Source organism: Zobellia russellii (genome assembly GCF_018728565.1).
Classification (GTDB): Bacteria; Bacteroidota; Bacteroidia; order Flavobacteriales; family Flavobacteriaceae; genus Zobellia; species Zobellia russellii.
Map to the genome: position 1 here is coordinate 38185 of NZ_JACSOI010000002.1, position 17518 is coordinate 55702.

Annotated in this window: 15 protein-coding genes and 1 other RNA gene; 10 read left to right on the forward strand and 6 right to left on the reverse strand. The window is 34.2% G+C overall.

The features are described from left to right. The first annotated feature begins 64 nt into the window (after nt 1–64). Both kdsA and H9565_RS05680 read left to right on the forward strand, forming a co-directional pair. Nucleotides 65–883: a 3-deoxy-8-phosphooctulonate synthase gene (kdsA, locus tag H9565_RS05675; RefSeq protein ID WP_215438258.1), complete on the forward strand. Its 819-nt coding sequence runs from the start codon at nt 65–67 to the stop codon at nt 881–883. 119 nt (nt 884–1002) lie between these two features. Further along, nucleotides 1003–2970 (forward strand): DUF3857 domain-containing protein, encoded by a 1968-nt coding sequence (locus tag H9565_RS05680; RefSeq protein ID WP_215438259.1) that lies wholly within the window; start codon nt 1003–1005, stop codon nt 2968–2970. A gap of 19 nt (nt 2971–2989) precedes the next feature. Here the strand turns inward: H9565_RS05680 and H9565_RS05685 are convergent, their stop codons facing one another. Continuing rightward, the gene (locus H9565_RS05685; protein ID WP_215438260.1) at nt 2990–3349 is read right to left on the reverse strand and encodes a DUF1801 domain-containing protein; all 360 of its coding nucleotides are present in this window, start codon (nt 3347–3349) and stop codon (nt 2990–2992) included. Nucleotides 3350–3426: 77 nt separating this feature from the next. On the opposite strand from H9565_RS05685, the gene H9565_RS05690 reads away from it, so the two are divergent. Beyond that, nucleotides 3427–4098: a DUF1361 domain-containing protein gene (locus tag H9565_RS05690; protein WP_215438261.1), complete on the forward strand. Its 672-nt coding sequence runs from the start codon at nt 3427–3429 to the stop codon at nt 4096–4098. A 68-nt stretch (nt 4099–4166) separates the two neighbouring features. Continuing rightward, on the forward strand, nt 4167–5279 hold the full coding sequence (locus H9565_RS05695; RefSeq protein WP_215438262.1) for an Sb-PDE family phosphodiesterase: 1113 nt from the start codon (nt 4167–4169) through the stop codon (nt 5277–5279). On the opposite strand, the gene H9565_RS05700 is transcribed toward H9565_RS05695, so the two are convergent. Both H9565_RS05700 and H9565_RS05705 read right to left on the reverse strand, forming a co-directional pair. Beyond that, nucleotides 5276–5545: a hypothetical protein gene (locus H9565_RS05700; RefSeq protein ID WP_215438263.1), complete on the reverse strand. Its 270-nt coding sequence runs from the start codon at nt 5543–5545 to the stop codon at nt 5276–5278. The genes H9565_RS05695 and H9565_RS05700 overlap by 4 nt on opposite strands. Nucleotides 5546–5626: 81 nt before the next feature. Further along, entirely contained in the window at nt 5627–6826 is a 1200-nt protein-coding gene (locus H9565_RS05705) for an NAD(P)-dependent oxidoreductase (protein ID WP_215438264.1), read from the reverse strand. A 322-nt stretch (nt 6827–7148) separates the two neighbouring features. Here H9565_RS05705 and ssrA point away from each other — a divergent pair. Next, nucleotides 7149–7546, forward strand: a transfer-messenger RNA (tmRNA) gene (ssrA, locus tag H9565_RS05710). Nucleotides 7547–7719: 173 nt separating this feature from the next. After that, entirely contained in the window at nt 7720–7944 is a 225-nt protein-coding gene (locus tag H9565_RS05715; protein WP_215438265.1) for a ribbon-helix-helix domain-containing protein, read from the forward strand. A 169-nt stretch (nt 7945–8113) separates the two neighbouring features. Here the strand turns inward: H9565_RS05715 and H9565_RS05720 are convergent, their stop codons facing one another. Beyond that, the gene (locus H9565_RS05720) at nt 8114–9151 is read right to left on the reverse strand and encodes a hypothetical protein (RefSeq protein WP_215438266.1); all 1038 of its coding nucleotides are present in this window, start codon (nt 9149–9151) and stop codon (nt 8114–8116) included. A gap of 1082 nt (nt 9152–10233) precedes the next feature. Here H9565_RS05720 and H9565_RS05725 point away from each other — a divergent pair. From H9565_RS05725 to H9565_RS05740, 4 genes are read left to right on the forward strand one after another with little or no spacing between them, the layout of a single operon-like run. Further along, nucleotides 10234–12429, forward strand: coding sequence for a DEAD/DEAH box helicase family protein (locus H9565_RS05725; protein ID WP_215438267.1), 2196 nt, complete (start codon nt 10234–10236; stop codon nt 12427–12429). A 4-nt stretch (nt 12430–12433) separates the two neighbouring features. After that, on the forward strand, nt 12434–12649 hold the full coding sequence (locus H9565_RS05730) for a hypothetical protein (protein ID WP_215438268.1): 216 nt from the start codon (nt 12434–12436) through the stop codon (nt 12647–12649). 1 nt (nt 12650) lies between these two features. Beyond that, nucleotides 12651–14843, forward strand: a complete 2193-nt coding sequence (locus H9565_RS05735) for a hypothetical protein (protein WP_215438269.1) — start codon at nt 12651–12653, stop codon at nt 14841–14843. Continuing rightward, on the forward strand, nt 14843–15325 hold the full coding sequence (locus H9565_RS05740) for a hypothetical protein (protein ID WP_215438270.1): 483 nt from the start codon (nt 14843–14845) through the stop codon (nt 15323–15325). Before H9565_RS05735 ends, H9565_RS05740 begins: the two co-directional genes overlap by 1 nt. A gap of 44 nt (nt 15326–15369) precedes the next feature. On the opposite strand, the gene H9565_RS05745 is transcribed toward H9565_RS05740, so the two are convergent. Both H9565_RS05745 and H9565_RS05750 read right to left on the reverse strand, forming a co-directional pair. Then, nucleotides 15370–15858 carry a hypothetical protein gene (locus tag H9565_RS05745; protein WP_215438271.1) on the reverse strand — a complete coding sequence of 163 codons (489 nt, stop codon included), beginning with the start codon at nt 15856–15858 and terminating at the stop codon, nt 15370–15372. Further along, the gene (locus tag H9565_RS05750) at nt 15842–17518 is read right to left on the reverse strand and encodes an ATP-binding protein (protein ID WP_215438272.1); all 1677 of its coding nucleotides are present in this window, start codon (nt 17516–17518) and stop codon (nt 15842–15844) included. Before H9565_RS05750 ends, H9565_RS05745 begins: the two co-directional genes overlap by 17 nt.

The following is a 17518-nucleotide window of genomic DNA, read 5'->3' on the forward strand; positions in this document are numbered from 1 at the left end:
AATCTTATGTAAAGACAACAGTTAGCCTCATAAAATAGTATCTTTGCCTAAAAATTTTCGACGAATGGACTTATCCTTAATTCCTCAAATAAAACATACCGATAGCAATAACTTTTTTCTACTTGCTGGCCCTTGTGCCATAGAAGGTGAAGATATGGCGCTGCGCATTGCAGAACATGTTGTAACAATTACCAGTGATTTAAAAATACCATATGTATTTAAAGGTAGTTTCAAAAAAGCAAATAGAAGCAGGCTTGACTCTTTTACAGGTATTGGCGATGAAAAAGCGCTGAGGATATTAAGGAAAGTTTCTGAAACTTTTAAAGTACCTACGGTAACCGATATTCATACAGAACAAGATGCCGTTATGGCTGCGGAATATGTGGATGTATTGCAAATTCCGGCTTTTTTAGCACGACAAACGGATTTAGTAGTTGCTGCTGCAAATACAGGGAAAACCGTGAACATCAAAAAAGGACAATTCATGAGTCCGGAAAGCATGAAACATGCGGTTAATAAAGTTACCGAAACGGGTAACCAACAAGCAATTATTACCGATCGGGGCACCATGTTTGGCTATCAAGATATGATAGTTGATTTTAGAGGCGTACCTACCATGAAACAATTTGCTCCTGTTGTGCTGGATGTAACCCATTCGTTACAACAACCAAATCAATCTTCAGGAGTAACGGGTGGCAGACCTTCACTAATAGGCACTATGGCGAGGGCAGGAATTGCAGCTGGCGTAGATGGGCTTTTTATAGAAACACATTTTGATTGTGCCAATGCAAAAAGTGATGGTGCCAATATGCTAGATTTAGGATTAATGAAAAAATTGTTGACTGATTTGACAGCTATTAGAAAAACTATTAACGATTTTTAATAGTCATTTCATAAGAACATGTCATGTAGTTGATAGATTATCGAAAAAAATCTGTTCAACGACAAAACTTCACAATAATTACTTCTTAAAAGGGTTATCGAATTGATTAAACCATCAATATGCGTATTCGATACACTTTTTATGTTCTTTTTTTCGCTTTGACCAGTATTTTACGAGCTCAACACAATGAGACATTCGGATCAATAAAACCGGACGAATTTAAAATGACGGTCTACCCCAATGATTCCACAGCTAATGCAGTTGTGCTTTACGAAAGTGGCAACAATTACTTTGAGGTTATTAATGATAGAATTCAAATTGTAAAGGAGTACCATGTAAAAATTAAAGTTTTTAATGAAAAAGGCTATGACCAAGCCACTATTTCAATTCCTTTAAGGAGAAATAAAAAGTCTTCGGAAAAATTAGAGGAAATAAAAGCTATTACACATAACGGAGCCAACCAAACCCAAGTACTTTCCAAAGATATATTTACAAAAGACCGGCATGAATTTGCCACGGAAAAGACCTTTACTTTTCCCAATCTAAAGAAAGGAAGTATTCTTGAATACAAATACAAATTGATATCTCCGTTTATTTACAATTTTAAAGGATGGAAGTTTCAATCTGATATTCCTAAAATATTTAGTGAGTTTAAAGCTAAAATTCCGGGAAACTACCTCTATAACAGGGCTATGATAGGAAGTTTGGAATTAGACATAAACGAATCGGATATTAAAAAGAATTGCTTTCACATTGAAGGGTATTCCCAAAGTGCCGATTGTGAAGTATTGACCTATGCAATGAAGGATATTCCGGCATTTGAAGTAGCCGAAGAATTTATGCTTGCACCTTCCAATTATATTTCACGTATTGATTTTGAACTTTCCGAACATAGAAGAATAGATGGCGTAGTTGACCGTTATACCAAAAGCTGGAAAGATGTTGACCAAGAGTTCCGCACCGATAAGAACATAGGAAGACAACTTACCAAAAAAGGATTCTTTGAAAACCATGTACCGGAAACCCTATTGAGCGAACCGGATAAACTACAACGTGCTAAAAACATTTATGCATTTGTCCAGAACCATTTTAGCTGGAACGAAGAATATGGAATTTACGGAAAAGCCCGGGTCAAAGAAGCTTTTGATGAGGGTCGTGGGAGTGTTTCCGAAATAAACATGTCTTTAATAAACCTTTTAAATGCGGCCAATATTAAAACTAACCTAATGTTGATGTCTACCCGTAAAAGCGGTCTGCCCAAAAAATCCCATCCGGTAATGAGCGATTTCAACTACTGCATTGCCAAATTGGATATTGATGGTAAAACATACTTGCTAGACGCTACCGATAAGTACTTAGAATTTGGAATGTTACCTTTTAGAGCCTTGAATTATTATGGCAGAGTAATGGATTTTAAGAATGATAGTTACTGGCACACCATAGAGGCCGAAAGTGCCAACCAACATAAAATACGTATTCAATTAGATTTTGATACGGAAGAAAAAAAAGCAACGGGTCTATTAGACATATCCAATACAGGATACAATGCCATTAGCACTCGCAAGAATATTGACACTCAAACCAATGATGAGTATTTAGACAGCATAGAAGAAAGCTTTGAAGGAGATTTTAGAATTACCTCCTATGAGCAGAAAGAGGAAAAACAAAGTGATCTAAAAACATCGGAACGCCTAGGTTTTGAAATACCCAATGCCTTGAATGGAGAAATGGTCTATTTCAATCCCTTTTTAGTACGCTTTTTCCCAAAAAACCCATTTTTGCTTGAGAAAAGGGCTTACCCTGTAGATTTTGGTTACGCCCGTAAATTCAATTATCTAATGGCCATTACCATTCCTGAAGGTTACCTAGTTCATGAACTTCCAAATTCCAAAACCGTACAAATGGGAGAAAACTTGGTCAGAATGAATTTTCAAACACAAAGTAACAGTAATCATATAACTATTCTATTTGAGCTTTCTATCAATTCCCCACATATAGGCGCAGATGATTATGAAAACCTAAAGGCCGTCTTTAAGCATGTAACGGATATACAGAACAATTCGCTTATAGTATTAAAAAAAATATAATATCTGATGTTTTCTTGGTTTACTTATAAAACTTCGCATCCCGCACAGCATATGCCTCTTTCAGCACGTCTTTAAGGACTCTATCGTTTATATCTTCCAAGGAAGTATAGCGCAAAGATTTCATAACCTTGCGTCCTTGGGTAACCATATGCTCTTGGTGTACGGTCAGGTGGGCCGCTTTCCAAAAACCTAGATCAACATAACTTTTGCTCTGATTTAAATAACAAAAAGGTTTCCCATTGATATAATAAAATGGAATTCTATATTTGAACTTTAAATCAACATCGGGAACCGCTCGTTCTATAACCGATTGCAAATGCAATAAGATACTTCTAAAAGGCTCAGGCTTATCAAGAATATAATGTTCTGCTGGGTTCATTGGCAAAAGTTAAGTTCAACAACAACAAATATAACCACCTCCCGTTCTACTTTATAGACTAAATCTTCAGTTTTTTCATGATTATCAGCGCTTTAAAAAACAATTTATTTCATAAGAGATTACTGTTGCTCACTGCATTGGGCACCATACTTCTGGCGTTACGGGTATATTTAACACAATCCATAGATTTTACTTTTTTACTGTGGAATCTGTTTTTGGCGCTTATCCCCCTGTTTCTTTCCAAGCAATTTTTATTCAATGTTCAGGTTGGAAAATCGCGGACATTACGTATTGTAATCCTAATGTTGTGGATACTTTTTTTACCCAACAGTCCGTATATTATTACAGATTTTGTTCATTTAGATGGCTCAAGACCCACTTTTTGGCTGGATCTTCTATTATTCTTCGTTTTTTCTTTGAACGGATTAATTTTAGGTGTTCTCTCTATGATGGATGTCTTTAGCTACCTTAGAAAACGAAACCATCCTGTCTTGGCCAATGCCATTATGCTATTTGTAAGTTTATTGAGCGGTTATGGTGTTTTTCTTGGTCGTTTCTTACGTTTTAATTCGTGGGATATTGTAACGAAACCTTTGACTTTAGCTCAAAGTCTTTTTGACTCCTTGTTATTAGTTGACGCATGGTTGTGGATTTTTGGTTTCGGAAGTTTTATTTGGGTGTCTTTTTGGGCACTTAAACCGTTCTTACGAGGACACGGTACAACGTCTTTAGATAATTCAAAAATTTAACTTTACTTAATACGGTTTTATAAAGGTTGAAATTGTTGTTGTATATTTTAGCAACATAAACCAACCTCATGAAAAATTTAGCCTTTTTAGTCGTATTCCTTACTCTACAGCACACCTTTTCACAAACACACTCCCATAGTGGAGCGCAACCTATAACCTACCCTGATATTGACGGGTACAAAACCTTAAAAACGGATTTACACCAGCACACCGTTTTTTCGGACGGGAATGTTTGGCCCACCATTCGTGTGCAAGAAGCATTACGGGAAAATCTTGATGCCATTTCACTTACCGAGCATCTAGAGTATCAACCTCATGAAGCGGATATTCCACATCCTAACCGCAACCGTTCCTATGACCTTGCCCTGGCCGAAGCCAAGGAACACAATCTTCTAATTGTTCACGGTTCGGAAATTACACGTTCGGCGCCTGTGGGCCATAATAACGCGATTTTTATTCAAGATGCTAATTTATTGAATGTTGATAAAGCCGAAAAAGCGTTCTCGGAAGCCAAAAAACAGAACGCCTTTGTCTTCTGGAATCACCCGGCCTGGTATGCTCAAAGCCCTAAAGGCACTCCCATTCTAACAGATTTTCAGAAAAAACGCATTAAAAAAGGAGAGTTGCACGGCATTGAGGTCATAAATTCTGTTGACTATTCTGAAGAAGCACTAACCTTGGCGCTAGAAAATAATTTGACGATAATGGGTACAAGTGATATTCACGGACTTATTGACTGGGATTATACCGAAAAAGGAAATCACCGCCCCATTACCTTAGTTTTCGCCAATGAGAAAAATATGCAAAGCTTGCAAGAAGCCCTTTTTGCAGGCAGGACCGTGGCCGTTTACAATGATTTAATGGTAGGCAAGGCCGAATTCTTAAAACCTCTATTGCAAAATAGTTTAGAGGTGGTAAAGGCCAAATACAGACCAAAATCCCAAATACTGGAAATACAGTTAAAAAACATAACCAGCAGCGATCTGTTGTTTGAAAATGAAATGGAATATACTTTCTATGACAGTTCTCCCGTATTTGAAATACCCGCTGGAGAAACAAAACAATTACTGGTCAAGACGTTGGAAACCAAAACTGAAATACTACTAAAATTAAAAGCGCTAGGCTGTTTTACCGCACCTAGACAACAGCCCATTATTGATTGGAAAATATCCGTAAACTAGTGGCTGGCCAATGCCATCTCCATTTTCTTATTAAAATCCGGTTTAATCTGCTGTAGATACAGAAGCGGAGTGTCATCTGACAAGGTTACTTTCTTAGAAACAAGATCAACATTAAAATGAAAACATGAAAAATCCGAACAGCATTCCATATCAAAATGTACAATCAAAAACTTAATGATTTTTGGTCGAAACTCGTATTCAAGTTCTATACATAGACGATGTAGTTTCTCATCTATTTCACGACCAGTAATCCAATTGAATGTCATAGGTTCTTGTTTTAAAAGCATCACAATATAACAATTATTAACAATACCTTAACAATAAAAAAACTATTTATTTACCTTACATTATGACTCCACATAGTCCGATAAATACTGGTAACGTGGTGTAAGCTTACCATTTTTGGTCATTCTTGCCCGTTCTAACACTCCATCCTTATCTCCATTAAAAAAAGCAGGGATAACATTCTTAACAAATGCCTGTCCAAACCCTTCGCTAGCATCTTGAGGAATTTCGCAAGGTAAATTATCTACCGCCATAACGGCTATGGCCGTATCATTTTTGAAATCGGTTTCAGATTCTGTTTTAGGGTCATACCCGTAAATAGGATCCGCAATTGTAGAAGGGCGTATGGTGGTTGCCACAGGACCATCTATATCGCAACTTACATCTGCCACCACCTTTATTTTAAAATCTTCTTTTTTAGCATCTTCCCGAGTAAAAAGGTACGGGGCTCCCTGTCCGTAAAAATGTCCAGCAATAAAAAAGTCCGACACTTGGGTGAAACGGAAAAAATTGCTCCTGTACTCTTCTGGGTTGGCAAAAAAGTCGGCTTTATTGCCTCTTACGCCGTCTTTCCTTTTATTATAATCCGATGCATCTATTTGGCAGTAAACGGGCTCATTGAACGTTTCTTCTAGATATTCCGTGACATTAACTTTTTTAATATTCATGGCATCTAACATTTCGCGCGCGCCATTACCTACCCTGCCCCTACCAGTTAATATAATTTTTATGTTAGGAAGGCTAATTTTATGAAGCTCCGCGATCAACTCTTGCTGATTTGCCAAATCCTCTGCTTTTGGCAATTGATACAAATTGTATTTGAGTCCGTATGTACGTAGTCCGTTATACGCCCCAACAATACCGGCATAACGCCCAAAGGCCACCAAACGTTGTTCTTTTTGATTGGTAATTACCTCATGATCGTACAACTCAATATTATTTTTGAGAACCGCACGTAAAAGGTCTCGGTTATAAGGTTGTTTTTTTATGGTGTGCGAGAAGAAAAAATATTTTTTGTTGGGAACCAGGTTTTTAATAGGTACTTCCTTTACCCCTAAAAGTACATCGCACTCTTCCATTTTTGAAGCTACCGTAATGCCTTTTGCTTTATATGCCGCATCCGAAAAAACCCTGATTGGCGACGGTTCTACAATAATTTCCGCTTTTGGCTGATTGGCCAAGACTTTTTGGCAGGCCTCCGGCGATAATACTACACGGCGATCTGGTGGATTTTTACGCTCCCGAATGATTCCAAACTTCATGATAATGGACTTTTATAACTTATGGATAGACTATGGTTTCAAATGTAACTTATGATTGCAGCCTATCAAAACTTTTTTTGGAATACTTTTTGGGGTATCTTTGCCGACCGTGGTAGTTTTTGCTACAACAGATTTTGCGTTAGGGATAGTAGCGGTTACCCCCGCAGGACAAATTTGTTTTTTTTTGCAAATTGGGCCGAGGAGTAAAAGCGGATAGCCCGCTCGAACGCACTAATAACGATTACGCCTTTCTTAATAAATTGAGGCAGTTCTTTGAAAATAAAATGAGTTTTGGACAAATGAAAATTTGCCATCTTATTACGGGGCCGACTGGTTTTGACAGCGAGACCAATGGTATTGTAAGCATGTTGAGCGCTGGGGTACAGCTCATTAATATCATACTTCACACTTTTAATTGGCGAAAACAATTACGCTCTTGCCGCATAATCTGAATTATAGTAAGATTTGCCTCGTTCCAACAAGGTTGGAAAGCGAGATGTCTCTGAACAGCCCTTGTTGGCGGCGGTTCATTTAGAGGCACCAGAAAAGTCAACATAAGGTCGTTATTGCTTTGGTAACGGCACCAAAACTTTAAGAAGCTAAGTGTATATTAGGCCGTTTCCGGTCAGGTATGCATCGAAAATTAATCGGGAACTAAACATGTAGAAAGCTCTATTATTGCTTGTTTGGACGAGGGTTCGAATCCCTCCGGCTCCACATTTAAACCTCGTAAGACCTTTGTTTACGGGGTTTTTTATTTTTAGTTGACAGAATCGTTGACAATTTAAAGTTTACCACTCAACTCCAAACTAATCTCTTTTTTGTATTCATAATTCTATTGCAGAACTCTTTCCAGATAGTTTACTATATTTAAAATTATACAAAGACTACAAATGAAACTCAAACTTTCAAAAAAGCATAAACAATATATCTCCCAACAAATGGCATCAGGACGATACTCCAATGTTGATGAGTTATTTTCAGAGGCAATTTTGATTCACTCTTTATATTTGAAAGAGAAAAATGCCTATTTAGAAAAAGAAATTTTGAAAGGTTGGGATGGACCGGATAATAAAATTACTATTCAAGATTTGATTGATCGATACAAAGCAAGCTAATGCTCACTAGTTAAAGTCCAACTTTTATAATAATCAAAATGCTTTTCGTAGAAAGGCTAAGAAAAACATTCCTTATTAAATAAATCCTATTTTCTAAAGTTAGAATAATGGGAAAACCAGTATTTGAAGTACAAAAAAGAGAATAGTTGGCTTTGTAAGAGAGATTATTTCAATATGGATTTGTTAGAACCTCTACTTCGACTATACCACTAATAGTATGACCATCGTTCGATATTGCATAAAATAACTCACTCATATTTGGATCTATACGTCTTGTACTCGAACCATTGGGCGTTATGAAACTAACTTTATCATATTTAACATTGCAACGATAGCCACTAATTGAATTTTCATCTTTGTGACAACCTGCTACTGATGCCTTGGAGTTTAAGACAATGTTACCAGTTATCAAATCTTCAGTATTGACCAAATAATCAATTTCATTATTATAATGATAATCATTGGCTAAAGCTCGTTTTCCATAGTTGCTCGACAAAGTACCGACAAATACTATCGAATTATTACCCAAATAATCCCGTATCGTTGAATAACCGTATTGTATTGCTGCTTTGTCATAAACATAATTTAACCTATTATTCTTCAAATTAAATGTAATTGACCCTTGTAATCTTCTACAATCATCATTATGTTCTGGATAGAGATTTAGATTCTTGGTTCTTATCCGCAGTAGTGTAAGTGGTTTATACCCGCTTTCTATAGTTTTTAGCTTCCAACCATACGCTTTGTTGCGAACACTAAGTGGTCCACTAGCCGTAGGGTACACGGGATACAAATATTGTCCGTTTTCAAGCTTTGATTTAATTGAATACAGCCCATTGCCAACTGGTTCTATCATCCATTCTGCTTCCGAACCAGGGGTGCCACTACGCGTTAATCTCACAAAAGGTCTTTCACCTTCATTTGAGCCTTCATAATGGGTCAAATAAGTTGAATAACTTAAAATATTTTGCTTAGGTAATGTAATATAAAAAGATTCATTTTTAGTGTAAGTAAATATTAACTTCACTGGAGTGTTGCCTTCTACAGATGTTTCCAAATCAGGCATTATATCGTATTGATCTCTTGCAGGGCGTAATTGAACTGGAAAATCATCAACTGTGTATAGATTGAATGTACCAGTGGATTGTCCTTGAACATTTGTAATACATATCCCAAAAAATATAATGGCAAATAGTATCTTCCTCATAATGCATGATTATTAGTTATTAAATGATGTGGACTTAAAACTAGTAATTCGGTCTATATATTAGTTTAAATATGTATAACTGGACATAAATCGCACTTAAACTGTAGGAAATAATGTATGTTTATTTTCCACAAATAAATATAATAGCCAATTGAATGAGGAATTTGCATCATGGTTTTAACTACGCCTTTTGTTGTAATGGGCAACTGTAAAAAATACACTAACAGTAACATAACCAATCAATTAAACATTAATAAAGATTATGATTGACTAGAAATTACTATTCAAGATTTGATTGATCGATACAAAGTTAACTAGTTAAAACCCCACTTTTATTATAGTCAAAATGCTTTTCGCAGGAAGGCTAAGAAAAACTCTTTTTAAATTGAACAAAAGCCACACTATCTTAAAATATGAAATAAAATTATCCAGCGCTATTATGGGTAAACCACTAACTAAGTTAGACTACTTTGAAAAATCTCTCAGCGTAAAATATAATGTACTACTTGGGTTGACAACAGTTATCGTAATTTTGTCAATAGTCACATCTATATTACTTAGTCATTAAGACAATCTTCACTTAATTATTTAAAGATAATTACTTCTTATCCGTTATGATTTGCACCGCTCACTATAAGCATATCATTTAACGAGTTGTTATGATTTTTAGCTCTTCAATTAGACTGATTATTACTAACCCAAGAAGCGACTGGTTAAGAACCCAGCATATCTTAATATTCTAGTTAAAATTCAATTTTTATTTTGCAAGTCTTTATAAGATAATGGTTCATGAATTAAAGGATATATTAAAAGGATTGGTTTTATTGTTTGCGAGGGAGGAAAGAAACAATTATAAACTGGAATCTCTTTAGAAAGGAAAAATATCTCCGAACAAGTAGCTTTAAAAACTACAGTAATATTAGTCGATTCTTAGCTGAAGTTCATGTTGACTATTTCCAGATGTTAAATTGTAAAAACAACACTTATTATCTATTTTTAGATACAAATTACAGAATTCCGTAATTTATATCAATATAAAAGATTTAACTTGTTTATTATTTTGAATTTACCAAGCCTTATATATGAATTTTAGAAAAATTCAATTTCCTTCCACTTATAAATATAGCTCTGACTCTCAACATATTCCTCTTGAATTTTACGAGGAAGCTTTTCCTGTTTCCAAAAAAATAGATTTGCTCTTAGGATATTTTAGCTCCAACGCTATTAAAGTATTGTCCAAAAGTTTTGCTGAATTCATTTTCAATGGTGGAGAAATGAGGCTGATTACAAATCACATATTCAGCCTTAATGATTTTGAAAATTTAATTGATAATATTGAGCTTGAAGATGAGGATAAAATCATTGATATTTTCTCTGACTTAACAGAAATTGAAAAAAACCTATCTCAATCTGGAAAACACTTTTTCGATTGCCTGAAGTATTTATTGAAACAGGGTAAGTTGACGATTATTCCAGTAAAATTTAACAAGGTTGATTTAGCTCATTGTAAGAAAATGATTCTTTATGATGGTACAGATTACATTCTAACAGAGGGAAGTATCAATTTCACATTATCTGCACTGTTGAAAAACTCCGAAAGTTTTCAAGTTGAGACTCCATGGAATGGCGAAGTCAGTGTTAAAAGAATTTCTAGTGAGAGAGATAGTTTTGAGAGAATTTTCAATAAAACCCACCCTAGTTACCAGTATATTGACAAAGAACAGATTGAAGTAATAATTAATGCCGTAGGTAGGGACAAAGACATTGCTGATTTACTTGACGATTGCTTACAATTAGAAAAAGATGAGTATAGTGAAAAAGTAAAAGCTATAATTCAAAAGAAAAGTGAACGGTTTGATAAAATAATAGAAGAGTTTACTTCTACTCCCAAATTTCCTTTTGCTGAAGGTCCTAGGGATTATCAAAATGAGGCTTATAATGCATGGGTGAACAAGAATTATTCGGGTGTATTTGCTATGGCCACAGGAACCGGAAAAACAATAACTTCCCTTAACTGCCTACTTAACATATTCAATACTGAAAAATCTTATAGGGCAATCATTTTAGTTCCTTCAATAGCATTGTTAAATCAATGGGAAGAGGAAGTTAAATCCTTCAATTTTAAAAAAATACTTAAAGTTGGTGGAGGTAACAATTGGGAAAAAGAATTTGCAAACTACACGAGCAACTACTCATGGGGTTTAAAGGAAGACTTGGTTATTATATCAACTTATGGCAGTTTTGTTCTAGATAGGTTTCTGAAACTATTTAAAAAAGTTCAGGATGATTTTTTAATGATAGCTGATGAAGCTCATAATATGGGCGCGAACAATATAAAAAGTAAATTAAACAACATTACTGTCCATAGGAAAATTGGCCTTTCTGCTACTCCTAAAAGGATTTATGATCCAGAAGGCACTTTAGCTCTTGATTCATTTTTTAATGACTCTCCCCCATATACTTATAGCTTTGGAATGGAAAAAGCTTTAGAATATGGATATTTAACAGGGTATAAATACTTTCCCAAAATTGTTCAGTTAACAGAAGAAGAGTTTGATGAGTATACTATAATTTCAAAACAACTCTTAAAATTTTTTGATTTTAAAACCGGGAAATTTAAAGATGACCCAATTGTAGAAATTCTTTTATTAAAAAGGAAAAACATAATCCACAAAGCGCATAATAAAATATCACTATTCTCTAGCATAATTGGGGAGTTGAAAAGGGTTAAGAAAGACAAATACGTATTTGCATACATTCCTGAAGGATATACAATAAATATAGAAGGGGAAGACGTTAAATTAATGGATGAGTATATGAAGCGTATAAACGCAAATTATCCAGATATTAAGATGAACTCATATACTTCTGAAGATCAAAACTTAGGTGATATTTTACGCGGTTTTGAAGATGGAAAAATTGAAATCTTATTTGCTATGAAAATGTTGGATGAGGGTGTTGATGTTCCAAGAGCAGAGGTTGGAATTTTTGCAAGTAGTACAGGGAATCCAAGACAGTTTATTCAAAGAAGGGGGAGGCTTTTAAGAAAGCATAAAGACAAAGCATACTCAACCATCTATGATATGGTAGTTATTCCAAATCTTGAGAATCCGTCTGGAGAGCTTTATAATATTGAAAGAAATTTGGTTAAGAATGAATTAACCAGGGTTGCATATTTTGCAAGCTTATCTATGAATTTTTATGACAGTAAAGAAGCATTAATGAATGTTTGCATGAAGTACGATTTAGATTTAGACACAATAATTAACGACCTATAATTTTATGGAAAGAGATCAAATATTAAGGGAAATTTTATCAGACCCTGATTTAATGTTAAAATATGGCATTAAAGAAAGTGAGTTGGAAAATTTGACTACAACTCCACCATATCACAAAAAAATAATTGAAGTACTTTCTGTTATTATCAATGAAAATGATAATCACTTAAATACATCCATGATTTATAAAAAACTTAAAATAATCCACAATATAGGTTAGTATGGCATCTATTATAAACAGTATCTCGTTTAAAAATTTCTTCAACTATTATGGGGAATTTGAAGATACAAAATATGATTTTGAAGAAGGGGTAAATATTATAGTGGCAGATAATGGTGCTGGAAAATCAAAATTTTTTAATGCCTTTCTCTGGTTATTTTATGACCAAATTTTAGACTCCGATGATAAACAAAAGAAGAATGTTAAGGATTTTGCAGTAAAGATTATCTCTGATAAGGCAAAAAATGAAACCTCCATAGGAGACCAAGTGCAAACAGGTATTAAGATTGAATATTCTACTGGCAGGTATAAATATCAAGTCATTAAATCATTTACTGCAACTAGGATTAGTGAAAAAATTACGGATTTTGATAGTTGGCAGGTTACAATTGATGATATTGAAGTTGATAAAACTGACCATGTCCTCCCAAAATACAAGCCTGTTTACGATGCTGAAGAAAAACAGAAAATTATTAGTCAGCTCATTCTCCCTACACTAAGACAATATTCGTTCTTCCAAGGAGAAGAGGTGGATAAGATGATTGATTTCAGTAAAAAATCTAGTATTGAAGATGCGGTTAGAACGCTGACGAACATTAGTAAATATGAAGAAATCGCAAAAATTGTTAAGGATGTAGCTATTAAGGCAGAAAAAGATCTTAACAGCCAAAACAAGTCTACTGCGGAACATAATGAAAGGTTGGAAATCGCAATAAATACTAAAAAAGATTTACAGTTAAAACTAGACCAGGAATCAGAAAAATTAATTGAGTTTAAAGGGTTATATGAAGCCGCAGAACAAGAAAAAAACAATTTAGAACAAAACTTTGCAAATGCCGAAAAAAGAAAAGAATTAGATGATAAAATTGTAGAAAAGAACAAAATACTAAAAAGAGTTAAGGAGGATTACGATTCTTTTTTAGATGGAATTAATAACAGATTTTTCGATGGTAATTTCTCCTGGATATCACTTGGCTTTGAGGAATCTATAAATGACTTCAAAAACAAAATCAAAGAATTCAGGGAAAAAAGATATGAAAAAAGGACACTCCTTCATGCCGCGGACAACCCTAATGAATACTTTACCATTCTACCATCCAACTCTCCAGATGCTGTTACTTTACAAACAATGATAGACCATAAAAAATGTTATGTCTGTGGAACCGATGCACCTGAAGGAAGTAAACAATTCGAATATCTATTAAAATTAAAAAACAGACCCAACGAATCAAATAATAAAAAGGAATTTGTAAAAAATGATTTGGAAGACTTTTTCGGCAATCTTCAAATCAATGCCGCTCCATTTTTAAATAAGTTCGAATCAATTCCTCAAAGTGTATTAAGAACTAGAGAAAGGGAACTAGAATTACGTAAACGTGTTGATAAACTAAATTCAGAACTGAAAGCCTTAAAATCCCAAAGAAAGGATATTCTAATTGCCGGAACAGAGTCTGAAGGTACAGACAATTCTTTATCTATTATTAATCAATATAAAGGTTCAATTCGGAGGATGGAGCAAGCTTCCAATAGGATTGAAAGACTTCAAGAAGCCATAAGTGGTTTTAAATCTAAAATATCTACAACGGAAAAAGAAATTAAAAATCTACGACCAAAAGATATAGCTGAAGGATACGTTACCAATTATGAAATAAGTCAAGATTTAGTTGATGCAACTTTAGAAGCTAAGGAACGGGTATTTGACAAAATGGTGGACCTTCTACAAAATCATGCAAACGAACATTTCCAAAATTTAATAAAGTACAACGATATAAAAGGAGGTGTTTTAAGCTTTGAGAAATCGCCATCAGGAGGTATATCATTAGATTATCTAGATGAGAAAGGAAATGAGGTTTCTGGGGCTTCTGAGGGCTTTCAACGTATGAAAAAGTTTGCTGTAGTAATGTCTATTATATCCGCTAACACATCCCAATACAACTATCCTCTTTTAGCAGACGCTCCCCTATCGGCATTTGGAAAAGCTTTTAATATGGGATTCTTCGATGCTATACCAAATGTTTTTCCTCAGAGCATCATATTAGTAAAAGACCTATATGATAAAGACTCCGCAGATAAATTAACTGATTTAGGTCAAAAGCTTATGAAAAGTGATTTCGTTAAAACACTACACTTAAATGAAGTTGACGAAGAATTGCCGCAGATTGAAAGAACTACTAAAATTGAAAGAAGAAAATAATGAATAGCCAAGAATTCAAATCCAATTTAGTTACCAAAAGGCCAAGATACGCCAATAGTAGAATTCCTTTAATCGAAGCCTTGGCCAATAAAGGAAGTAGGTCATCTGAATACAGCCAATTTGGACCAATATACGAGCTTTATATTTATGCTATGATGACTGGCATAAAAAAGAAAAGACGCTTGCCTCTACCTCCTAGAAATCTAACTTCAGATTTTTTAGAAATTGGTAAATGGAAAAGGGATTCCTCTTTGGTAGATTTTTTGTTAATGGTGATTTTTACCCAAACTGAAGATTTAAACATTAATTGGAATGAGTTAGAAGATATGGAAGAAGACCAATTAAACAAAGTAATCTCAGATGTGGTAACGCTTATTGAAGAGTATGCTAATGGTGGTCTAGAGTACCTTGAAAATCTTTATGAAAAAGGAGAGTTAGAGAACTCTCATTATATGTTTATTGATTTATATAAAGACAGCTGATTATTGCATTATCCAAAATAATCTGGATTAAAGTTCTTAAATGATTAAGTTATGTAATCCACAACTTTTTCAATGATATTTTCAGAATATTGTTCTGCAAATTTCCAGTCTTCAATTTTTAAACTTTTAGGTGTGCTCCTGGAGGTATCGGATACAATTTTAAAATAATCAAATTCTGGCTCATAACTTGGAAAATATGTCTTAAGAAGAATAGATGGTGATTTGGTTAGAAGAACATGTAATGAATGTTCAACAGCCTGAGTAATGGTTCGCCATTTAACTGCAGGATAATTTTCTCTTATCTCATTTAATTCTACGGACACAAGATTTACTTTATCAAAGTAATCTATAGATGGGGTTCCTTGCTTTTTAACTTTAAGGCTAAAAGTTCCGGTCTTGTGAAAATGTTGGACCCATCGAGAAAATGTTATTTTTTGAGTCTCACCAATATAAACTATGTCTTTGGAAAAAATAAAATAAACAAAAGAGCCATCAAGTTCATACTTTGTAAATCCATCAACTTTCAGTTTCATATAAATCCCAGTTGTTATTTACCCAATGGTCGAGTTGGTTCGAAGATGCCCTATTATACTTTTTAAATATTTCTATTGCAATATCCGCTTCTACACTTACAAATTTTTGAATTGTTTGATTTTCACCTACTGCCAATGAAAAAATTAACGCTTCAATTGATTGTCTTTCTGCAGACCCAACGTCAAATTTTGAAATTACCAAATCATAAAAAGGATGTAAAGTATTTATCAATACATATGTACCTTCTAATCTATCTGTAGCACTTTCCCATAAATTTCTTCCTTTTTGCCAATATCTAACTCTTCTAAAAACTTTTTTATCACCTTCTTCTTCATAATCAGGGTCATCTTCAACGGAATGTTCTTCAGATTTCTCTTCTAGTTTAGTTTTCCTTTCAAGAACTTGGACACTTGCAGCATCTGTTGTTTCATCCTCCTCTTCCTCTAGAGTAGCATTATTATTATTAAATTCAGAACCTTCTGTACCATTGTTTTGAAGCGCTTTCACCACTTCATCACATATTTGAAAAAGCTCCTTAGATTGTCCACGGGCTACTTTTGTAAGGGTATCTAATTTCTTTTCAACTTCTTCAGATACCGTTAAATGCTGTTTTGAAACATCAACATCGAATAGATCATCATGTTCTGTCCCAAATGAAATTTTAGCACGAAAACCAAACAACCTAGACAGAAATAATTTTTCTCCCCATTTTATTAATCGTCCATTTCTATAGAAATAGAATCCGCTATTTTTTAAAGTAACATCATATTCTTTGATGTCTTTTCTTTCATCTTCTGAAAAGCTAGCAAAACTCTTCATGCTTGCTTTGGGGAATATTGTAGCCTGAATTCTTATTTTTTCCCCATCAATATCCATTGGGTTTTCGAAGTACTCATCTAGAACCTTACAAGGTTTTTTGCAGTCATAGTCTTCCTTATTAAATGTATCTAATGCCTTATCCCAAAAAAGTATATCTCTAGGTTCTACGTTTCTTTTTTTAACGACAGTTTCAGAATTCTCATCTGCTTTTATAACCTCGACTTTAAAAGTTACATCTTCTGGTTTTAAGTAATCGCAGTAGCTTACTCCAGCTCGGTCAGCTATTTCAGCAATTATATTAGCAGCAGTAACACGACTTGTATAGGTTAACTTGTCAATAGTAATAACTGTTCCTGATTCATAAGTGCTTAATAAACCCAACTGGCTTTCAGGTACATTTTCTTTTTCATACCCAAAAGCATCTTTAGCCCTTATAACATCTCTATCCAAATAGAATTTTTCAGATACGGAACCATTTATTTTACTAACAACCTCTATTCTCTCACCTAATGAAAACCCCGCAGATTTTAAACCTAAACCATATTTAGAAAGACTATTTGTACCATAAGCCACATCAGAACCCAACTGTAAAGCCTTCTCGATGCCTTTATCATCCATTCCTTTACCATTATCTACAATTTGTATCTTATCAATATTTTGAATATTGTTAAGTGTTTTTCCCTTTTTCATAAAAAGCCTAACAATCATATTTTTTGCTTCAGCTACAACAGAGTTATCTACTATATCAAGAATAGCTGAACTTGGTTTATATCCAATTTTAGAAATAGCTTCACAGATTCTATCAGCATTAATCTGTAAAGGTTTAAAATTATCTGACAT

Excerpts from the sequence above, each read along its gene's own strand:
- H9565_RS05705 (WP_215438264.1), bottom strand. The coding sequence starts at position 6,826 with ATGAAGTTTGGAATCATTCGGGAGCGTAAAAATCCACCAGATCGCCGT.
- H9565_RS05700 (WP_215438263.1), bottom strand. The coding sequence starts at position 5,545 with ATGACATTCAATTGGATTACTGGTCGTGAAATAGATGAGAAACTACAT.
- H9565_RS05680 (WP_215438259.1), top strand. The coding sequence starts at position 1,003 with ATGCGTATTCGATACACTTTTTATGTTCTTTTTTTCGCTTTGACCAGT.
- H9565_RS05695 (WP_215438262.1), top strand. The coding sequence starts at position 4,167 with ATGAAAAATTTAGCCTTTTTAGTCGTATTCCTTACTCTACAGCACACC.
- H9565_RS05720 (WP_215438266.1), bottom strand. The coding sequence starts at position 9,151 with ATGAGGAAGATACTATTTGCCATTATATTTTTTGGGATATGTATTACA.
- H9565_RS05685 (WP_215438260.1), bottom strand. The coding sequence starts at position 3,349 with ATGAACCCAGCAGAACATTATATTCTTGATAAGCCTGAGCCTTTTAGA.
- H9565_RS05730 (WP_215438268.1), top strand. The coding sequence starts at position 12,434 with ATGGAAAGAGATCAAATATTAAGGGAAATTTTATCAGACCCTGATTTA.
- H9565_RS05740 (WP_215438270.1), top strand. The coding sequence starts at position 14,843 with ATGAATAGCCAAGAATTCAAATCCAATTTAGTTACCAAAAGGCCAAGA.
- H9565_RS05725 (WP_215438267.1), top strand. The coding sequence starts at position 10,234 with ATGAATTTTAGAAAAATTCAATTTCCTTCCACTTATAAATATAGCTCT.
- H9565_RS05750 (WP_215438272.1), bottom strand. The coding sequence starts at position 17,518 with ATGTCAGATAATTTTAAACCTTTACAGATTAATGCTGATAGAATCTGT.
- H9565_RS05690 (WP_215438261.1), top strand. The coding sequence starts at position 3,427 with ATGATTATCAGCGCTTTAAAAAACAATTTATTTCATAAGAGATTACTG.
- H9565_RS05735 (WP_215438269.1), top strand. The coding sequence starts at position 12,651 with ATGGCATCTATTATAAACAGTATCTCGTTTAAAAATTTCTTCAACTAT.
- H9565_RS05715 (WP_215438265.1), top strand. The coding sequence starts at position 7,720 with ATGAAACTCAAACTTTCAAAAAAGCATAAACAATATATCTCCCAACAA.
- kdsA (WP_215438258.1), top strand. The coding sequence starts at position 65 with ATGGACTTATCCTTAATTCCTCAAATAAAACATACCGATAGCAATAAC.
- H9565_RS05745 (WP_215438271.1), bottom strand. The coding sequence starts at position 15,858 with ATGAAACTGAAAGTTGATGGATTTACAAAGTATGAACTTGATGGCTCT.